Genomic DNA, 20,542 nt, shown 5'->3' with positions numbered 1-20,542 from the left:
TCCAATCTTCCACAAAAAACAGATGCCACCGACACTGTTGCAGTTGGGCTACCAGGATTCGAACCTGGAAAAACAGGACCAGAATCTGTTGTGTTACCATTACACCATAGCCCACTGTCCTTTTTGCGAGTGCAAATTTAGCGACTTATTTTTGAACCCACAAATTTTTATACCCTTTTTTCATGCGGGAACTGCCGTATCCACATAAATCCCAATCCACAGCAGCCGCCCTATGTTTCCGGGCGTACCGCCACGCACAAACCGGATTATATTATCTAAAAAAGATAAAAAGCAAAGGGTTTTGAGCCTAAAAATTGGAATGATAACATATTATATACTATCTTTGCCCGACAATTTATGTATGGATTAACGCATGAACGAAACGCAACAATTAGTAAATGCCATCACGGAAGGCATACAGGAAAAGAAAGGAAAGAACATCGTCGTAGCCGACTTGACGAACATAGGCGACACCATCTGCCAATATTTCATCATCTGCCAAGGGAACTCTCCCTCACAAGTGCGGGCGATAGCGGAATCCATAGAGGAATCCGCGCGGCTCAAAGCGCACGCCAAACCTGTAGCCGTGGACGGATTGAGGAACGCCGAATGGGTGGCAATGGATTATACGGACATCATCGTACATGTCTTCCTGCCGCAAACACGAGAGTTTTACGACATCGAACACCTATGGGAAGACGCGCAACTGACCGCGCTTCCCGACATTGACTAAACTCATCCTAAAACATCATGAACGAAAAAGAGAACAAGAATAAGATGCCCCGGTTCAACATGAATTGGATATACGGCATAATCATCGTGATATTGGTATACCTCTTCTTCACGGGGACGGGAGGAAGTTCCACCAAAACGGTGGACTACACGACTTTCGAGACTTACGTAAAAAAGGGTTACGCCACCGGAATCATCGCCCAAAAAGACAAGGGCGTGTTGCAAATGGGAGTCAAAAAAGAGCACCGCGCTGACGTGTTCGGCACAAACGATGTCAAAGGCATCGGAGGCCTGCCCGTCATCAGCGTGGAATATGCCGATAACAAAGCATTACTCGATTTGGTACATGAAGCACAAAACACCGGTGCGTTCAAGGGCACGTTGAAATACGAGCAGAGCAGCGACTTCATGAGCAATATCTTCTGGAACTTTTTCCCCTTGCTCGTCATCATCGCCATTTGGGTATTCATCATGAGACGGATGAGCGGCGGAAGCCCGACGGGGAGCAGCGTATTCAGCGTAGGGAAAAGTAAAGCCAAGCTCATAGAGAAAGGCGAAGCCACGAGAGTGACTTTCAAGGACGTGGCCGGACAGGCCGGTGCCAAAATGGAAGTGGCGGAAATCGTGGAGTTCCTCAAGAACCCAAAGAAATTCACCGATTTGGGAGGCAAGATACCCAAAGGAGCTCTGTTGGTAGGCCCTCCGGGAACGGGTAAGACATTATTAGCCAAGGCCGTGGCCGGAGAAGCCAACGTACCGTTCTTTTCCCTCTCGGGTTCCGACTTCGTGGAAATGTTCGTTGGCGTAGGAGCCAGCCGCGTACGTGACTTGTTCCGTCAGGCCAAAGAAAAATCCCCGTGCATCATCTTCATCGACGAAATCGACGCCGTGGGACGGGCACGTGGAAAGAATCCTGCCATGGGAGGAAACGACGAACGGGAAAACACATTGAACCAGTTGTTGACCGAAATGGATGGTTTCGGCACCAATAGCGGCGTCATCATCCTGGCTGCCACCAACCGGGTGGACATTCTGGACAAAGCCTTGCTGCGTGCCGGACGTTTTGACCGTCAGATACACGTGGACCTGCCGGACCTGAATGAACGGAAAGCCGTATTCAAAGTCCATCTCCGTCCGGTGAAAACGGACAGCACGGTGGACATTGACTTGTTGGCCCGCCAAACACCGGGTTTCTCCGGTGCCGACATCGCCAACGTATGTAACGAAGCCGCCCTGATTGCAGCCCGGCATGGGAAAAAGGCCGTGAGCAAAGATGACTTCTTGAGTGCCGTGGACCGTATTATCGGAGGATTGGAAAAACAGACCAAAGTCATGACGGTGGAAGAAAAACAGACCATTGCCTTGCACGAAGCGGGACATGCCACCATTTCCTGGTTCCTGCAATACGCCAATCCGCTGATTAAAGTGACCATCGTGCCGCGCGGACGTGCACTTGGCGCAGCCTGGTATTTGCCAGAGGAACGACAGATTACGACCAAAGAGCAGATGCTCGACGAAATGTGCGCCACATTGGGCGGCCGGGCTGCCGAAGAATTATTCACGGGTCACATCTCTTCCGGTGCGTTGAACGACCTAGAGCGCGTGACCAAACAGGCTTACAGCATGATTGCTTATCTGGGTATGAGTGAGCGACTGCCGAACCTCTGTTATTACAACAACGACGAATACAACTTTACGAAGCCTTATTCCGACCAGACCGCACAACTGATTGACGAGGAAGTGAAGCAGATGATTGCCGAACAATACGAACGTGCCAAGTCCTTGTTGCGCGAACATCAAGAGGGACATGCGGAACTGGCAAAAATACTGGTGGAGCGCGAAGTGATTTTCGCCGAAGACGTGGAGAAGATTTTCGGCAAACGTCCGTGGACTAGCCGCACGGAAGAATTGCTTAGCATGAACGAAGAACTCCCGGGAGACGAGATGGCTCAGGATGCTGACGAGCAAAAAGAGGAACAGCCTGCGACTGCCTCGGAGGAGCAACCGACGGATATGCTATCCGAACATCCTACGGAAACCACGGCACAAGCAGACGATCACGAGGCTGAAAAACCGCAAGACGCACAAGCCCCTAAAGAAAAATGACCGATAAAATAAAGAATTTATGCCTCCGCACAGCCACCGGCATCGCTTTCGTAGCGGTACTGGTGGGCGGTATTTTATGGAGCAACGTCACGTTCACCCTGCTCTTTGCCGTGGTAACGGGCCTGAGCGTACGGGAGTTTTGCCAAGTGGTGAACCGGCGGGCCGACGTACAAACCAATGCAGTGATTTGTACGGTGGCCGGAATCTACCTCTTTTTGGCCGTTTCGGGCTTTTGCAGCAACCTTACCCCTTCCGGGGTATTCATCCCGTATCTGCTATCAGTGGTGTACCTGTTGGTCAGTGAACTTTACCTGAAAAGCGAACATGCACTGAACAATTGGGCCTATACCATGATGAGCCAGATGTACGTGGCCTTGCCGTTTGCATCGCTCAATATATTGGCTTACCAACCCGAAGCGTCTTACAGCATCGGTGTGGCCTATGCGGGCATGCTGCCGTTTTCCGTATTCGTATTCCTTTGGGCCAGTGACTCCGGAGCTTACTGTTTCGGTTCGCTTTTCGGTCGTCACAAACTGTTTCCGCGTATCTCTCCGAACAAATCGTGGGAAGGTTCCGTAGGCGGGGGATTGGTAGCCGTAGCCGCATCACAGATTTTTGCCTGCTTCGAACCGTCGCTCGGCAGATGGGAATGGTTGGGACTGTCACTTACAGTGGTAATATTCGGCACATGGGGCGACCTTGTGGAAAGCCTTTTGAAACGGCAGTTACGAATCAAGGACAGCGGCAATATCCTGCCAGGACACGGAGGGATGCTTGATCGTTTCGACAGCTCATTACTGGCCATTCCGGCTTCTGTCATCTACCTCTACACCCTTACTTTATTATAATTAAGGAGAAAAAGGCAACCCGGCCATGATGGCCATACCTGATACAAGAAGCGGGAACCATTTGCTCGAAGCAACGGTTCCCGCCCTTTCATTATCCGTACAGGCCTGCCTTAACGGCAGCTATCAGAAGAGGCTATCCGTTCCACGCCACGCCCCAACAGACGGAGCATGAGACTTGCCGCCTTCGCGGGCGCACCGGTATCCCCTAACTTGACAGCCATCTCTTCATAGCCCTGCAACATGGCTGTGCGTCCGTTTCCGCCAGGCAGAATCCGAGAAAGTTCCTCCCGTATATTCCCCACGCTCATCCCGTCGGCCACCAACTCCTTGACCACCTCTCGCCCGGCTACCAGATTGACCAACGAAATATAACGGACTTTCAAAATATGCCGACGCAAGAAAGAGACCAGTTTTCCGCAAGCTGTATAATAACATACCACTTGGGGCACCCGGAAAAGTGCAGTCTCCAACGTAGCCGTCCCAGACGTGACCAAAGCAGCGCAGGCATGGTGCAATATACGATAGGTCTGTCCGTACAGGATTTTCACACGGCTGCCCCGTAACACTTTTCCATAAAATTCAGGGTCTATATTAGGAGCCGCCGCCAACACCAACTCATACTGTCCGGCATAAACGGAAGCAGCCTCTACCATCATGGGCAAGTTGTCTTTGATTTCCTGTTTACGGCTTCCGGCCAACAAAGCTAAGACAGGCTTGCCCTCCAATCCGTTATCTTCCGCAAAACGTTCAAAATCCCTTTCGTTTTCCTTTTTGTAAGCCTCCACTTCGTCCAACGTAGGATTACCCACATAATGAATAGGATAATGATGCTTACCCTCAAAGAAGTCCACCTCGAACGGAAGGATGGAAAAAAGCTCATCCACATCTCGTTTGATATTCTTGATACGATATTCCTTCCATGCCCATATCTTGGGAGAGATATAGTAATATACCGGTATGGGACTATGCGCATGCACGAATTCCGCTACAGACAAATTGAAACCGGGATAATCCACCAGAATCAACACATCGGGGTTCCACACCAAAACGTCCCGTTTGCATGCCTTCATGTTGTGCAGTATCGTACGTAGATGGAGCAACACGGGAATAAACCCCATGTAGGCCAATTCTTTATAATGACGTACCAAAGTCCCGCCCTGCGCCTTCATCAGGTCTCCTCCCAAAAAGCGGAAATCCGCTTCGGCATCCCGGGCTTTCAGTTCTTTCATCAGATGAGACGCATGCAAGTCCCCACTGGCCTCACCGACAATCAGATAATATTTCATAAAACCTCCAAGTCTTTGAGTCCGTCCATGGCCTGATAAGCCGTTACGTCCACCGTGACTGGAGTCACCGCCACATAGCCGTGTGCCAAAGCCCAAGCATCCGTATCCGTACGCTCCGGCTCCTTGTTGGTATACTCACCGGTAAGCCAAAAATACTTTCCGCCCCGAGGATGATCGGCCGCATACAACTCGTTGGACCACATCCCACGGGCCATCCTGCATACCTTCGTTCCACGGTACCTCTGTCCCGACGGTTGGGGAAAGTTTACATTCAGGCATACCCCTGCGGGCAATCCCGTTTTCAACACACGCGCCACAATGCCTCGCACGTATGGGACGGTAGGAGAAAAATCAGCGTCCGCATCGAAATCACACAAGGAAAAACCGACAGACGGGATGCCTTTCATACACCCCTCTAACACCACACCCATCGTCCCCGAATAATGCACGTTGACAGAAGAATTGTCCCCATGGTTGATACCACTGACCACCACGTCCGGTTTACGACCGGTTTCCATTTCAAGTGCCAGTTTCACACAGTCTACCGGAGTCCCGCTACACGCACAGATTTTTATGCCCGGACGTACAGCCATGACGCGATAACGTAAAGGGTCGTGCGCCGTAATGGCACAGGCAGAACCGGAACGCGCCCCGTCCGGTGCCATAACAAGAATGTCTCCCAAAGGCGACAACATATCTATCAATTCGTTCAATCCCTTTGCCTGTACTCCATCATCATTCGAGAGTAGGATAAGCGGCCTCATGTCGTTCATTTTCACCTATATTTGTTTCTACAAAAGTACGAAAAAAGGTTTAAAAGCTCAGTGCTTTCACTGAAAAACATTATCTTTGTGGCATGATGTTCCATATAGTTATTAACAATACAGTCGAGTTTTCAACAATTTAACGTTTCTATCTGCATTCTCTAAAGCGCAGTAGTCAGGAATACGTTACTTTTGTGCAAACCAAATATTAGGATATGGGAAAGATTATTGCTTTAGCAAATCAGAAAGGAGGGGTCGGAAAGACCACGACTTCGATGAATCTGGCCGCCTCTTTAGCGACATTGGAAAAAAAGGTCTTGCTTGTCGATGCGGATCCTCAGGCCAATGCATCTTCCGGTTTGGGAGTAGACGTATCAGAAATAGACTGCTCTATCTATGAATGTATCATCGACCATGCAGATCCGCGCGATGCCATCTATACTACGGATATCGAGGGATTGGACATCATTCCTTCCCACATTGATTTGGTCGGTGCGGAAATAGAAATGCTGAACCTTCCCAACCGGGAAAAAGTGCTGACGGGCATCCTTTCCCCCATGAAGGGCGAATACGATTACATTTTGATAGATTGTTCCCCTTCATTAGGTCTCATCACCGTAAACGCATTGACGGCAGCCGATGCCGTAATCATCCCGGTCCAGTGTGAATATTTCGCATTGGAAGGTATCAGCAAACTTCTCAATACGATCAAGATTATCAAATCCAAGCTCAACCCGTCTTTGGAAATCGAAGGTTTCTTGCTGACCATGTATGACAGCCGTCTGCGTTTGGCCAACCAGATTTATGATGAAGTGAAAAAACATTTCCAGGAACTGGTCTTCAAAACCGTCATCCAACGGAACGTCAAACTCAGCGAAGCCCCGAGCCACGGTCTCCCGGTCATCCTTTACGATACGGATTCCACAGGTTCCAAGAACCATTTGGCCTTGGCGAAAGAAATTATTGAAAAAGACAAATAACAGAAAAAAGAATGGCTGTACACAAGAAATACCCTGCTTTAGGACGAGGATTGGACGCTCTGATTTCCACCAAGGAAGTCCACACGGACGGTTCCTCTACCATTAATGAAATCGAACTGGACAAGATATCTCCGAATCCCAACCAACCGAGAAGGGATTTTGACCCTGAAAGTCTGCGCGAACTGGCCGCCTCCATTGCGGAAATAGGTATCGTACAACCTATCACACTCCGCAAAATGGAGGATGACACGTTTCAGATCATCGCCGGAGAACGGCGTTGGAGAGCTTCCAAACAAGCCGGCTTGCACACCATCCCGGCATACATACGTACGGCAGATGACGAAAATGTCATGGAAATGGCCTTGATAGAGAACATCCAACGCGAAGACCTGAATTCGGTGGAGATAGCACTGGCCTACCAACATCTTATCGAACAGTACAGCTTGACACAAGAAAAATTGAGTGAACGCATCGGCAAAAACCGCTCTACCATCACGAATTATTTGCGTCTGCTCCGTTTGCCCGCCCCTATTCAGATGGCTTTGCAAAACAAAGACATCGACATGGGACACGCACGCGCTTTACTCGCCTTGGACAACCCTACGCTGCAAATTAAATTATTCCAACAAATCATCCAGGAGAACCTTTCCGTCCGGAAGGTGGAAGAAATGGTCAAGGCACTCACGGAAGGCGAAAGCGTAAAAAGCGGAGGCAAAAAGATCATACCGAAAGGAGCACGCTTGCCAGAGGAATACAACGTATTGAAACAAAGTCTATCTAAATTCTTTCAAGCCAAAGTACAACTTACTTGTTCGGATAAAGGTAAGGGGAAGATTAGCATTCCGTTTGCGAACGAAGAGGAATTGGAACGTATTATCGAACTGTTTGACCGTTTAAAAAGTTGAAGTGTATTAGACTCTTATATCATCATTCACTCATCCTGCTCGGCATCTTGTTCATGCACGGTGGGGTGTCTTCAGTTTGGGGGCAAGCACCTCTGACAGCAGACAGCAGGCCTGCCGTACACGACTCTGCGTCCACCGCAGTTTCCCTGCTCACCGACACGTTGGCCGTTACGGCCAAAGACAGCATCCCACCCGTTATCACCGAAACGTCCCCCACGCCCGGTGACAGTTTGCCGTCCGCAGGAACGTTGACGGACACCACCGCAACCGCATTGGATTCCACTGCCGTCGGCCTGAAAAGCGATTCATTGCTCCGCCACACGCCCCCTTTTATGGAAAAGCGTTTCATTCCCAATCCACAGCGTGCACTGTGGTTATCCCTGATTATTCCGGGAGCCGGCCAGATTTACAACCGCAAACTGTGGAAGATTCCTATTGTCTATGGAGGCTTTTTAGGATGTCTTTATGCCCTGACATGGAACAACCAGATGTATGGCGACTATTCACAAGCCTATCTGGATATCATGGATGATGACCCCAACACGAAGAGCTACGAGAACATGCTCCCGTTGAATTACAGCATTGCAGGCCGGGAAGAGCAATACAAAGAAATATTCAAGAACAAAAAGAACTATTACCGCAAGTACCGGGACATGAGCATCTTCGCCATGATAGCCGTGTACCTGTTGTCGGTAGTAGACGCATACGTGGACGCGGAACTCTCGTCTTTCGACATTTCCAAAGATTTGGGTTTACGCATCGAACCGGCCGTCTTTAATTTTGGCGGACGAGGACGAGAGGCTTCAGTCGGCGTCCAATGTAATTTAAACTTTTAAACCATGATGAAAAAAATCGGATTATTCTGTATAGCAGCTTTATTGGCTACGGGGATGAAAGCACAAAACGACATCACCGTACACGACGACCAAACGGGAAAAGACGAAGTAATCGGCCTCCCGGAAGGTATGACCTACGAAATAGACAGCTTGTTGCAAGAATGGAACACCAAGAACTACCTGGGATTGGATGAGAAATGCGAAAGTTCGGACGAGAATCCGCAATACAGCAAGGAGGAATACATCTCGCGCCTCAACCGCCTGCCCAATGTCATAGAAATGCCCTACAACGAAGTGGTACGGAAATTCATCGACCAATATTGTACACGGCTGAGACGCTCCGTATCCTACATGTTGGCAGCCAATAACTTTTACGTACCTATATTCGAGGAGGCATTGGAAAGTTACCAGTTACCCCTCGAACTGAAATACCTGCCGGTCATCGAATCCGCCCTCAACCCCGGAGCCACCTCACGGGTCGGTGCAGCCGGATTGTGGCAATTCATGATTTCTACCGGTAAAGTATATGGCCTCGATGTCAATAGTCTGATAGACGAACGTCGTGACCCCATCAAGTCCTCGTATGCCGCCGCACATTACCTGCAAGACCTCTATCAGATTTTCGGCGACTGGACTTTGGTCATTGCGGCTTACAACTGCGGGCCGGCCAATGTGAACAAAGCCATCCGACGCGCAGGAGGAAGCAGGGATTATTGGCAAATCTATCCTTATCTTCCGCAGGAAACAAGAGGTTACGTTCCGGCTTTCATTGCCGCCAATTACGTCATGAACTATTATTGCGAACATAATATATGCCCGATGACCACCACGTTACCGCCTAGCACGGACACCATCATCGTTGACCGTGACGTGCATTTCGACCAAATCGTAGCCGTATGCAACGTCAAGGCGGAAGAAGTCAAAGCCCTTAATCCGCAATATCGTACGGGCCTTATTCCGGGTGCCAAGAAAAGTTGCATTCTCCGCCTGCCCACTCACGGTATCAGCGCGTTCATTGCGGCCGGAGATTCCGTTTACACTTATAAGTCGGATGAACTGTTTACCAACCGTAGCGAGGTGGAAGTAAGCCAATCTGCAAAAAAATCATCCGCTACACGTTCACGCAGCGGCAAGAACAGCCGCAGCAAATCGAGAACCCACACCATACGCTCGGGAGAGACTCTCTCGACGATTGCGAAACGTTACGGAACGACCGTATCCAAACTCAAACGCCTCAACGGCATAAAAGGTACAAGCATACGGGCCGGGAAAACACTGAGGGTCAGATAAAACAGCTGCAAAAGAGAAAAGGAGGTAATTATGGATGACTTAGCCAAAAAGCAATTTGAGGAGGATAAAATGGTAAACGATGCCTTTCAGCATCTGATAGACACTTATTTGGCATCGCGCCACCGCAAAAAGGTGGAAATCATTACCAAGGCTTTTAATTTTGCCAAACAAGCCCATAAAGGAGTGCGCCGCCTTTCCGGCGAACCTTACATCATGCATCCGTTGGCCGTAGCCCAAATCGTATGCGGCGAAATCGGCTTGGGTTCTACCTCCATCTGCGCCGCCTTGCTCCACGACGTAGTAGAAGACACAGACTACACCGTGGAAGATCTCTCCAACATCTTCGGTCCTAAAATCGCCCAAATCGTAGACGGGCTTACAAAAATATCGGGAGGCATCTTCGGCGACAAGGCATCTGCCCAAGCCGAGTCTTTCAAGAAACTGTTGCTGACCATGAGCGACGACATCCGGGTAATCCTCATCAAGATTTCCGACCGGTTGCATAACATGCGTACGTTAGGCTCACAGCCTCCCAACAAACAATATAAGATAGCCGGGGAAACCCTTTATATCTATGCGCCGCTAGCCAACCGCCTCGGACTGAACAAAATCAAGGAAGAACTGGAAGACCTGAGTTTCCGGTACGAACACCCTGAGGAATACCAACAGATTATCGACAAACTCGCACAGACCCGCGCCCATCGTGAAACCCTCTTTGAAGATTTCACGCGCCCCATCCGCGAGGCATTGGACAAGATGGGACTTACCTATACCATCAAGGCACGCATCAAGACACCTTATTCCATCTGGTGCAAAATGCAAAACAAGCATATCGAGTTTGAAGAAGTCTACGACATTCTGGCCGTAAGAATCATCTTCGAACCCCAAAGGGCTGAGGACGAAATCAGCGAATGCTTCCGCATCTACGTGTGTGCCAGCCGTATATACAAGCCGCACCCCGAACGGTTGCGCGATTGGTTGACTCATCCGAAAGCCAATGGCTACCAAGCTCTGCATGTCACGCTCATGAGCAAGACGGGCCAATGGATAGAAGTGCAAATCCGCTCCACAAGAATGGACGAGATGGCAGAGCAAGGATTTGCCGCCCATTGGAAATATAAAGAAGGCAGCAAAACGACAGCAGACAGCGAAGACGAACTGGAAAAATGGCTCCACACCATCAAAGAAATCCTGGACGACCCACAGCCGAACGCCTTGGACTTCCTCGATGCCATCAAGTTGAACCTCTACGCCTCGGAAATCTTCGTAGTTACGCCCAAAGGGGAGTTCAAGACGATGCCGGCCGACTGCACGGCACTCGATTTCGCATTCAGTATCCACACGTTTCTCGGCAGCCATTGTATCGGTGCGAAGGTGAACCATAAATTAGTACCGCTCAGCCATAAATTACAAAGTGGCGACCAAGTGGAAATCCTGACCTCGAAAACCCAACGGGTACAGAAGGAATGGATTAATTTTGCCACCACGGCCAAGGCCAAAGGCAAAATCCAGGCCATCTTGCGCCGCGAAGAACGCGAACAGCAGAAGCAAGGAGAAGAAATGCTCAACGAATTTTTCGAAAAAGCAGAGATTGAACCCAACAGCATGAACGTGGACAAACTATGTGACTTGCACCACATCAAGTTCCGCGAAGAACTCTTTCAGGCCATAGGCACCAGAAATATCGTGTTGGGCACGGCCGACCTGAACGTACTTCATGAGAAATCAGGGAACAAGGGCAACAGTTGGACACATTTCATCCCTTTCCTGAAGAAGAAGTCTCCTTCTTCAAAAACAAAAGAGAAACCAGCCCCGGAACAACCGGTCTCAATAGACCGGAAGAAAACAGTGATCCTGAACGAAGAAAACATCCAGAATTTCACCATTGCGGAATGCTGCCACCCCATCCCGGGAGATGACGTGTTGGGATATATCGACAGCGACAAGCACATTTACATCCACAAACGCCAATGCCCCGTGGCCGCCAAACTCAAAACCAGCGACGGCAACCATATTCTTGCGGCCACATGGGACGTACATAAAACGCTGTTCTTCCCCGCCACCATCAAAGTCAGCGGCATCGACAATATCGGTATCCTGCATGAAATGACCGGTGTTCTGTCCAACCAACTTAACATCAATATCTACAAATTGACCGTCACGACAAAGGATGGCATATTCGATTGCGAAATACAATTAGGGGTACACGACGTGGAAGATGTCAAAACCATCTGCAACAAACTGAAAAACATGACCGGTGTTGAAGAAGCGACAAGAATAGACTGAGGCATCCCCTCCATATACCATAGAAAGGAATCAGACCAAACCGTCTAATTCCTTTTTTATTTGCATCAACTCTTCCCGGATGCTCCGCAAGCGGGCGACAATCTCCGCATCGCGTTCCGCACCATCCTTATTATTCTTCAACGCCTTGCGAGCCGCAGCCAACTTCATGCCCTTGTCCTTGACCAAATGGCGGACAAGCCTCAGCTGATCAATGTCTTCCTGGGAATATTGACGTACGTTACGCCCTGCCTTTTTGGGAGTTATCGAGGGAAATTCTTTCTCCCAATAGCGTAGCAAAGTCTCGGACAAGCCCAACATTTCCGCCACTTCCCCTATGGAATAATAAAGTTTCAACTCCTTATTCGGATTCAGTGCCATAATTCAATTCTTTTTCCATTCGTTTCCAGTCATTTCCTTGCAAAAGTAGGCAAAACGGCCTATCTTTGCAAAACTTTTTGGAAAATAGTAACGCATAAAATAAAAATCAAATGACTGCAAACGAAATCCGCGACTCGTTCGTCAAGTTCTTCGAGTCTAAGGGGCATCTTATTGTCCCGTCTGCGCCGATGGTCATCAAAGACGACCCGACGCTGATGTTTACCAATGCGGGCATGAACCAGTTCAAAGACATCATCCTGGGCAACCGTCCCGCCACAAGCAAACGTTGCACCGATTCGCAGAAATGCCTCCGTGTCAGCGGCAAACACAATGATTTGGAAGAAGTAGGCCATGACACTTACCACCATACCATGTTCGAAATGCTCGGCAACTGGAGCTTCGGCGACTACTTCAAGAAAGAAGCCATCGAATGGGCATGGGAATATCTGGTAGACGTGTTGAAAATTGACAAGTCCAACTTGTATGCCACCGTCTTTGAAGGTTCACCTGAAGAAGGACTGGAACGCGACAACGAAGCGGCCTCTTATTGGGAGAAGTTCCTTCCGGCCGACCACATCATCAACGGCAACAAGCACGACAACTTTTGGGAAATGGGTGCCACGGGTCCCTGCGGTCCCTGTTCCGAAATCCATATCGACCTGCGTCCGGAGGAAGAAAAAGCGAAAGTTCCCGGTCGCGAACTGGTGAACAAGGACAACCCGTTGGTCATCGAAATATGGAACCTTGTGTTCATGCAATACAACCGTAAGGCCGACCAAAGCCTAGAGCCCCTTCCGGCCAAAGTCATCGACACGGGTATGGGGTTCGAACGTTTGTGCGCCGTGATGCAAGGCAAACGTTCCAATTACGACACAGACGTGTTCCAACCCATTATCCGGGTAATCGGTGATTTATCGGATTGCCGGTACGGTGAAGACCCGAAGAAGGACGTGGCCATGCGCGTAGTGGCCGACCACTTGCGCACCATAGCTTTCTCCATTGCCGATGGCCAGTTGCCGGGCAATGCCAAAGCCGGCTACGTCATCCGCCGTATCCTGCGCCGCGCCGTACGCTATGCCTACACGTTCTTAGGGCAAAAAGAAGCTTTCATGTACAAGCTCCTGCCCGTGCTCGTGCAGGAAATGGGAAAATCCTACCCGGAATTGGAAGCCCAAAAGGTGCTCATCTCCAAAGTGATGAAAGAGGAAGAAGACTCCTTCTTGCGCACTTTGGAAACCGGTATCCGCCTGCTCGACCGTGTGATGGCCGAAACGCGCGCATCAGGGAAGACCGTCATAGACGGCGTGGAAGCATTCACGCTGTTCGACACCTACGGTTTCCCACTCGACCTGACGGAACTCATCTGCCGTGAGAACGGCATGACCGTGGACGAAGAAACGTTCCATGCGGAAATGCAGAAGCAGAAAGAACGCGCACGCAACGCCGCCGCCGTGGAAACGGGAGACTGGGTCGTAGTGAGGGAAGGAGAAACCGAGTTCAAAGGTTGGGACTACACGGAACACGAATGCCACATCCTCCGCTACCGCAAGGTGACACAAAAGAAACAGACGTTCTATCAAATCGTACTCGACTATACACCGTTCTATGCCGAAATGGGCGGACAGGTGGGCGACCGTGGTGTACTTTGTTCGGAACACGAAACCATAGAAATCGTTGACACCAAACGGGAAAACAACCTCCCGGTACATATTGCCAAGACTTTGCCCGAACACCCCGAAGCCGACTTCATGGCCTGCGTAGATACTGATTTGCGCGCTGCGAGCGAAGCCAACCACACTTGTACGCACTTGCTCGACCAGGCCCTGCGCACGGTGTTGGGCGAACATGTGGAACAGAAAGGTTCATTGGTCACCCCGGAATACTTGCGCTTCGACTTCTCCCACTTCCAGAAAGTGACCGACGAACAACTGCGCGAAGTGGAACGCATCGTCAATGCCAAAATCCGCGAAGACCTGCCCCTGCAAGACCATCGCGACATGCCGATAGAAAAGGCCAAGGAACTGGGCGCCATCGCGCTCTTCGGTGAGAAATACGGCGACCGGGTGCGCGTCGTGCAATTCGGCGACAGCGTGGAATTCTGTGGCGGTTGCCATGCCAAATCCACCGGCCGCATCGGCATGGTGAAAATCCTGAGCGAGAGTTCGGTAGCTGCCGGCATCCGCCGCATCGAGGCCATCACAGGCGAAAAAGTGGAAAACATGCTTTATACCCTGCAAGACCTGACTAACGAATTGAGAACCTTGTTCAACAATGCCCCGGACGTGAAAGCAGCCATCCTCAAATCCATTGAGGAAAACGCAATCCTGAAGAAGCAGATTGAAGAAAGCATGAAAGAAAAGGCCGCACAGGCCAAGGCACGTATCGTCTCGCAGGCCGCCATCGTAAACGGTGTTACGCTATACCGCAGCATTCTCCCCATGCCTGCCGATCTCGTGAAAGACATGGCCTTCCAACTTCGGAACGGTGCGGAAGACGCATTGGTCATCATCGGCAGCCTGCACGAAGGCAAGCCCATGCTGACGGCTGCGGCTTCAGACAATATGGTAAAGGCACACGGCATGAACGTGGGCAAAATCGTCCGCGAAGCAGCCAAGCTCATTCAGGGCGGTGGCGGTGGACAGCCCCACTTCGCCACAGCCGGCGGCAAGAATGCCGACGGGCTGAGCGCGGCCGTAGACAAGTTCGTCGAACTGGCGGCATTATAAACCGCACCACACCCCGGCATCGAATAGCAAGTGGGGAGGAGCATGGCTCTTCCCCACTTTTTTACTCTTGTATCCCGACTTATGAAGAAGCTATGAATATTCAAGACATTCCATTCTTTCTCGCCTTCCCGAAAGGATTTTCATAAAATCCTATCATACAACGCAATACAAATCTCTTCATATCCTTGTATCAATCTGCGGAGAATAAAAAACCAACATGAGGAGAACGAAAAATCAATCTCAGCCAACTGATTTTCCGTTCTCCTCATGTTGAAAAACGCCACGGATATCCCCATCAGGAATCCGTACAAAAGTATTTTATCCTTTCTCGCTTTCCATTTGATCCGGCGGCCAGTTCACCAAATACAAAGTTTCCGTGGCCCGGGTAAAGGCCGTGTATAGCCAACGGACATAATCGGGCGTAAGCATGTCTTCCGTCACGTAACCCTGATCCACGAAGACCCGTTGCCACTGTCCGCCCTGTGCCTTATGGCAAGTCACGGTATAGGCATATTTCACTTGCAAGGCATTGAAATACGGGTCGGTTTTCAACTTCTTCAACCGTTCACGCCTCACCGTAATGTCCATATAATCCGCTTCTACGGCAAAGAATAAGGCATCGGACTGGTTTTTCGTCAAGGCCGGTGCTTCGCTCTGTAACGTATCCAACAATACCGTCGCCTCCAGCTCCACATCGTCATAATCGGGAAAGCGCAGCCACACATCGGCAAAGCGAAACCCGTACATTTCACGCGTACGCCGCACTTTCCGCACGACCGCCACGTCACCGTTGGCCAAAAAATCAAAGGGACAGTCCTTCTGTCCCGCAGTCCAGAAATAATTGTTCTTGGCCACTAATAATTGGTCGCCTCCCGTAAGCTCTTCTTCCCGCCCCAGGATACGCCCCCTTATGCCGTTATTATAAATGTTGGCCCGTTTGTTCGACCGGGTCACCACGATGGTCTGGTCCAGTCCGCACCGACTGTAGGCTTCTTCCAAAGCTTCTATCAATTCATCTCCGGGTACGCGACGGATGTCGGGAAAACCTTGGATACGAACTTGGGGCAGGCCGGTGTACCCATCCGTTGTAATCCAATGCCTCAGGCGCGTGGCATTCCACAATATGCCGCTCTCGTCGTGCTGCCGGACCACTTGCGTCAGTTCGCCTTCCCATACATGCAAGCCATATCCTTCCAATGCGCGTCGCGAGAGAGCCGGACTGAGTTCCTCCCCCACGGGAGGCAACTGTGCCGTGTCGCCCACCAACATCAAACGGCATCCCTCGCCCGAATACACGAACTGTATCAAGTCGTCCAACAAGCAACCGGAACCGAAATGCCCTACTCCGCCAGTACTCCCCGAAATCATGGAAGCCTCGTCCACAATAAATAAGGTATGTTTCTGCAGGTTGACATTCTGTAAGAAATTGTCCGTCTCATTGGAAAAAGTCTTCTGACGGTATATGCGCTTATGAATGGTAAAGGCCGGATGCCCCGCATGCAGGGCGAAGACTTTGGCCGCCCGCCCCGTAGGTGCCATCAGGACGGTTTTCTGCTTCAAATCGTCCAAGGCCCTGACCAACGCGCTCAATACGGAAGTCTTGCCCGTACCGGCATATCCGCGCCACAAACAAAGCCCGTCCTTGTCCCCCGACAAAAGGAAATCTGCCGTCATGGCTATCATCTCCCGTTGCCCGTTTGTAACTTCAAAGGGACATTTTCCCTCTATAAACCGCTCTAAATCCTTATTTATCATAAAACCGAGATAAAAAGTTCGCCGAAAAGTCGAATATTAAATTTATTTATCTTACTTTTGCGATGCGAATGTAACAAATAAAAATTATAAATGTATCATGAAAAAAGCAATTAATGTCATCCTGGGCTTATGCGCAGTGGTTTTGCTTTATCTCTGCTACGAGAGCATCATGCAACCCATCCAGTTCAACAAGGAGAAGGACATACGGGAAGCAGCAGTTAAGGCACGTTTGATTCAAATCAAAGATGCGGAAGAACAGTACCGCCAACAACATCAAGGTGAGTTCTGCGACACGCTCGACGTGCTGATCAACTTCATTAAAACGGCACAAATCCCCCACGTGACCAAGGTGGGAGAACTGAGTGACAAACAAATGGAAAGCGGGCTGACCGAATCCAAGGCTGCAGCCATTGTAAACAGCGGAGACGCTGCCGCCATCGCAGCCAATGGGTTGCAGAATTTCCGTCGCGACACGACATGGACTCCCATGGCCGAAGCCATTGTGGGTACAAACGGTAACGCAGATTCACTCAAATTCATCCCGTATAGTGACGGACAGACTTTTGAATTGGAGAAAACCATCCACGTAGGCCGCTCCGGTGTGACTCAAAATGTGATGGAATGCCGTGCTCCTTATTCTGCTTACCTGAAAGGCCTGAGCGAACGCGAGATTTACAACCTGACAGATGCGGCTGAGAAACAAGGCCGTTATGCCGGACTGAAAATTGGTGACCTCATGACCCCGAACAACAATGCAGGAAACTGGGAATAATCAAAGTCAAACTTATAATCTGTCCATCCGCCTGCACGCGGATGGATTTTCTTTTTATAGCTACAACCCGGCAACGACGGAACCGGTAGCTATAGAAGACTATATTTATCATGAAGAAGAAAGCGTCGCGGAAACCCTGAAAAAGGCCATCGGGCAATCTGCCATAGTCCAAAAAAGGAATAACTCCGTGGTTTATGGCTTAGTGACAGGACTCTCCATGCAAGTGCCTTTAGAATGTTTCCGGAAAGAGGAAGCCCATGCGCTCTATCGCCTGACATATGCTCAGGAAAAAACGGGCAAAACCTATTATAATATCCTGCCCCATCTGGAAATAGCCCAGATATTTACAGTAGACCTTGAAGTGGAACGCATACTCAGCCAATATTTTCCGAGCATACGTTTTTATCACAGCCATACCATGATATTGGAAAAGCTGTGGCTTTTGTCCCAACAGGACAAACGGCAATTATACGCTTATTTCGACGAAAAAGAAGTTTTCGTATTCGGCTATCGGGAACAACGGTTATGCTATGCCAATGCCTTTCCGGCCGACATGGCAGACAATGCGGTCTATTTTATCCTTTCCGTATGGAAAGACCTGAAAATGGATGTACGTCAGGAGGAATGCATACTATTGGGCAACGGCAATATAAAGAATGACACGGCACGGATCCTTACCCGATACTTGCAGAACGTCAGAAACACGGATACGGCCGATATTTACCGCCGTTCCACGTTGGCACGGAATCAGCAGCTCCCGTTCGACCTGTTGGCCTTATGGGTTCATGTGATATAATATAAATCATCGTTATGAGAGTCATCACCGGTATATACAAGGGCAGGCATTTCGATGTCCCCCGCAGTTTCAAGGCACGTCCCACGACGGATTTTGCCAAGGAAAACTTGTTCAACGTACTCAACGGCTATCTGGATTTCGAAGAAGAGCCGGAGGCGTTGGACCTTTTTGCCGGCACCGGCAGCATTACCATAGAACTGCTTTCAAGAGGGTGTGGAAAGGTGGTTTCCGTGGAGCGTGATGCCCAACATTTCCGCTTCATCAGCCAGATTATCGACACGCTGAAAGCCCCCAACTGCCACCTTTTGCGTGCCGACGTATTCCGTTATTTAGACCGGTGCAATGAACAGTTCGACTTTATCTTTGCCGACCCTCCCTATGCCCTGAAGGAATTGGAAGAACTTCCCGACCTCGTGTTCCGGCACAACCTGTTGAAACCCGACGGCCTGTTCGTGTTGGAACATGGCAAGACCAATGACTTCAGCACACATCCTTCTTTCAAAGAACACCGTGCATACGGGAGCGTGAACTTTTCCTTCTTCAAAGCAAAGGAGACAGCAAGCGAATAGAGGATTCGGCTACACGGCACCAAATGGAACGTGTCTCCCACGTCTCCAAGTTCAACATCCTGCAATGGCTCTGGTCTTCCTGAAACACTTTTTTCATGTGCAATGCCGCCTCTTTGTCGTACACGAAAGCGTTTACCTCGAAATTGCGCTCAAAACTTCTGAAATCTATGTTGGTAGAGCCACAGGACATCAACGTATCGTCACACACCAACGTCTTGGAGTGCAGGAAACCTTTCTGATAAAGGTACACCCTCACTCCGGCACGCATCACGTCGTGAAGAAACGAACGCGAAGCCCACGTCAGGAACCGCTTGTCCGTGCGCTCCGGTATCATCAAACGCACGTCCACTCCCGCCAAGGCAGCCGTTTGCAACGCAAACAACATACGTTCCGTAGGCATGAAATAAGGACTTTGCAAGTAACAATACTGACGTGCACGCAGGAGCGCCAGAATCATTCCCTGCATGATATCCGGCCACGGTGCCGTAGGTATGGAGGTCACAATCTGTATCAAGGCATTCCGGCTCACGTAGGGTTCACGGTCGCAGGCCATGATCTTACGGCACTCCTCTTCCCGAGGATAATAGACTTGGTCTGTAATCGTCTGCCCGGCCGCCACATACCAGTCTGAAAGGAAGGCACGTTGCAAACCGCCTACGGCATTCCCCATGATGCGCACATGCGTATCGCGCCATACAGGTTGGCTTCTATCCACCTGATAAAAATAACGCTCAGCCAGATTCATGCCGCCCACATAACCGATAATGCCGTCGATGACCACAATCTTCCGATGATTCCGGAAGTCCACCTTACTGGTGAATTTCGGGAAACGTACCGGAAGGAAAGGCGCCACCTGTATGCCATCCGTTTCCATCTGCTTGAAAAAGCGGTTCTTCACATTCCAACATCCCACGTCGTCGTACACCAAACGCACGCTCACTCCTTCGCGGGCCTTGGCTGCCAAAGCCTCGCGCACCAGTTGTCCCACCTTGTCATCTTCTATGATATAAAACTCCACATGAATGTGATGCCGCGCCGCAGCTATGTCACGTAACAAGTTATCAAGCATTTCCTCTCCCGAGATAAAGAAACGCATTTTATTGTCAGGATAGGGAAACGAACCGCTTTGCCGACGGAACAGCTTAATCAAAGGCTTATGCTCTGCCGGAAGTTCCGGAAAACCTCCCTGATAGAAACGCACGGCCGAACGACGTGCAAGCTGGCTAGCACACGCCCGGCTTACAAAATGTTCCCGCTTACGATTCCTACCGAAAAAAAAATAAATAACTAATCCGATGACAGGTAAGGAAAACAACACCATCAGCCATGCCACAGTCTTCACCGGCTGACGGTTTTCCAAAATCACCACCAGCATCTGGCTCAAAACTATAAACAAGTAAAAAGCACCAAGTACACTATAAATTACCACATCGAACACGTCTCAATCCGGTTTCTTTATAACAAACATACAAAAAAGTATTGAAATCCGGCCAAGAAGCGGAAGAAAAAGCAA

Annotated in this window: 17 protein-coding genes and 1 tRNA gene; 12 read left to right on the top strand and 6 right to left on the bottom strand. The window is 49.9% G+C overall.

Annotation, left to right across the window (positions count from 1 at the left end; genetic code table 11):
- Window positions 1-43 precede the first annotated feature (43 nt).
- A tRNA-Gln gene (locus tag HMPREF9442_RS13865) sits at window positions 44-114 on the bottom strand.
- Between the two features lie 259 nt (window positions 115-373).
- Here HMPREF9442_RS13865 and rsfS point away from each other — a divergent pair.
- Genes rsfS through HMPREF9442_RS13850 form a run of 3 tightly spaced genes read left to right on the top strand, consistent with a single transcriptional unit; the run spans window position 374 to window position 3,686 of the window.
- Window positions 374-733 (top strand): ribosome silencing factor, encoded by a 360-nt coding sequence (gene rsfS / locus HMPREF9442_RS13860; RefSeq protein ID WP_008629788.1) that lies wholly within the window; start codon window positions 374-376, stop codon window positions 731-733.
- A 17-nt stretch (window positions 734-750) separates the two neighbouring features.
- Window positions 751-2,838, top strand: coding sequence for an ATP-dependent zinc metalloprotease FtsH (ftsH, locus tag HMPREF9442_RS13855; protein ID WP_008629786.1), 2,088 nt, complete (start codon window positions 751-753; stop codon window positions 2,836-2,838).
- Window positions 2,835-3,686, top strand: coding sequence for a phosphatidate cytidylyltransferase (locus HMPREF9442_RS13850; RefSeq protein WP_008629784.1), 852 nt, complete (start codon window positions 2,835-2,837; stop codon window positions 3,684-3,686). The genes ftsH and HMPREF9442_RS13850 overlap by 4 nt, the downstream gene beginning before the upstream one ends.
- A 110-nt stretch (window positions 3,687-3,796) precedes the next feature.
- Here HMPREF9442_RS13850 and lpxB read toward each other — a convergent pair whose 3' ends face one another.
- Together lpxB and surE are read right to left on the bottom strand one after the other, a co-directional pair.
- On the bottom strand, window positions 3,797-4,972 hold the full coding sequence (lpxB, locus tag HMPREF9442_RS13845; protein ID WP_008629782.1) for a lipid-A-disaccharide synthase: 1,176 nt from the start codon (window positions 4,970-4,972) through the stop codon (window positions 3,797-3,799).
- The gene (surE, locus tag HMPREF9442_RS13840) at window positions 4,969-5,745 is read right to left on the bottom strand and encodes a 5'/3'-nucleotidase SurE (protein WP_008629781.1); all 777 of its coding nucleotides are present in this window, start codon (window positions 5,743-5,745) and stop codon (window positions 4,969-4,971) included. Before surE ends, lpxB begins: the two co-directional genes overlap by 4 nt.
- A 206-nt stretch (window positions 5,746-5,951) precedes the next feature.
- Here surE and HMPREF9442_RS13835 point away from each other — a divergent pair, with 206 nt between their 5' ends.
- Genes HMPREF9442_RS13835 through HMPREF9442_RS13810 form a run of 5 tightly spaced genes read left to right on the top strand, consistent with a single transcriptional unit; the run spans window position 5,952 to window position 12,033 of the window.
- Complete coding sequence (locus HMPREF9442_RS13835) at window positions 5,952-6,716, top strand: ParA family protein (RefSeq protein ID WP_008629779.1); 765 nt, start codon at window positions 5,952-5,954, stop codon at window positions 6,714-6,716.
- 11 nt (window positions 6,717-6,727) lie between these two features.
- Window positions 6,728-7,621, top strand: a complete 894-nt coding sequence (locus HMPREF9442_RS13830) for a ParB/RepB/Spo0J family partition protein (protein WP_008629776.1) — start codon at window positions 6,728-6,730, stop codon at window positions 7,619-7,621.
- Entirely contained in the window at window positions 7,618-8,457 is an 840-nt protein-coding gene (locus HMPREF9442_RS16835; RefSeq protein WP_253271120.1) for a DUF5683 domain-containing protein, read from the top strand. The genes HMPREF9442_RS13830 and HMPREF9442_RS16835 overlap by 4 nt, the downstream gene beginning before the upstream one ends.
- A gap of 3 nt (window positions 8,458-8,460) precedes the next feature.
- Window positions 8,461-9,747 (top strand): lytic transglycosylase domain-containing protein, encoded by a 1,287-nt coding sequence (locus tag HMPREF9442_RS13815; protein ID WP_008629770.1) that lies wholly within the window; start codon window positions 8,461-8,463, stop codon window positions 9,745-9,747.
- A 30-nt stretch (window positions 9,748-9,777) separates the two neighbouring features.
- Window positions 9,778-12,033, top strand: a complete 2,256-nt coding sequence (locus tag HMPREF9442_RS13810; protein ID WP_008629769.1) for a RelA/SpoT family protein — start codon at window positions 9,778-9,780, stop codon at window positions 12,031-12,033.
- A 30-nt stretch (window positions 12,034-12,063) separates the two neighbouring features.
- Here the strand turns inward: HMPREF9442_RS13810 and HMPREF9442_RS13805 are convergent, their stop codons facing one another.
- Window positions 12,064-12,411, bottom strand: a complete 348-nt coding sequence (locus HMPREF9442_RS13805) for a MerR family transcriptional regulator (RefSeq protein ID WP_008629767.1) — start codon at window positions 12,409-12,411, stop codon at window positions 12,064-12,066.
- Between the two features lie 110 nt (window positions 12,412-12,521).
- Between HMPREF9442_RS13805 and alaS the strand changes: the two genes are divergently transcribed.
- Complete coding sequence (gene alaS, locus HMPREF9442_RS13800) at window positions 12,522-15,137, top strand: alanine--tRNA ligase (RefSeq protein ID WP_008629766.1); 2,616 nt, start codon at window positions 12,522-12,524, stop codon at window positions 15,135-15,137.
- A gap of 318 nt (window positions 15,138-15,455) precedes the next feature.
- On the opposite strand, the gene HMPREF9442_RS13795 is transcribed toward alaS, so the two are convergent.
- Window positions 15,456-16,892 carry an ATP-dependent DNA helicase gene (locus HMPREF9442_RS13795; protein ID WP_008629763.1) on the bottom strand — a complete coding sequence of 479 codons (1,437 nt, stop codon included), beginning with the start codon at window positions 16,890-16,892 and terminating at the stop codon, window positions 15,456-15,458.
- A 97-nt stretch (window positions 16,893-16,989) separates the two neighbouring features.
- Here HMPREF9442_RS13795 and HMPREF9442_RS13790 point away from each other — a divergent pair, with 97 nt between their 5' ends.
- Genes HMPREF9442_RS13790 through HMPREF9442_RS13780 form a run of 3 tightly spaced genes read left to right on the top strand, consistent with a single transcriptional unit; the run spans window position 16,990 to window position 19,029 of the window.
- A complete protein-coding gene (locus HMPREF9442_RS13790; RefSeq protein ID WP_008629761.1) occupies window positions 16,990-17,664 on the top strand; it encodes a hypothetical protein in 675 nt (224 codons plus the stop codon).
- Window positions 17,645-18,460: a DUF3822 family protein gene (locus tag HMPREF9442_RS13785; protein WP_008629760.1), complete on the top strand. Its 816-nt coding sequence runs from the start codon at window positions 17,645-17,647 to the stop codon at window positions 18,458-18,460. The genes HMPREF9442_RS13790 and HMPREF9442_RS13785 overlap by 20 nt, the downstream gene beginning before the upstream one ends.
- A 14-nt stretch (window positions 18,461-18,474) precedes the next feature.
- Window positions 18,475-19,029 (top strand): RsmD family RNA methyltransferase, encoded by a 555-nt coding sequence (locus tag HMPREF9442_RS13780; RefSeq protein WP_008629758.1) that lies wholly within the window; start codon window positions 18,475-18,477, stop codon window positions 19,027-19,029.
- Here the strand turns inward: HMPREF9442_RS13780 and cls are convergent.
- On the bottom strand, window positions 19,001-20,467 hold the full coding sequence (cls, locus tag HMPREF9442_RS13775; RefSeq protein WP_008629756.1) for a cardiolipin synthase: 1,467 nt from the start codon (window positions 20,465-20,467) through the stop codon (window positions 19,001-19,003). The two genes, HMPREF9442_RS13780 and cls, sit on opposite strands and share 29 nt — an antisense overlap.
- Window positions 20,468-20,542: the final 75 nt, after the last annotated feature.

It is taken from the genome of Paraprevotella xylaniphila YIT 11841, from assembly GCF_000205165.1.
GTDB classification, from domain to species: Bacteria; Bacteroidota; Bacteroidia; order Bacteroidales; family Bacteroidaceae; genus Paraprevotella; species Paraprevotella xylaniphila.
This window is presented reverse-complemented; position numbering and strand designations above follow the sequence as displayed.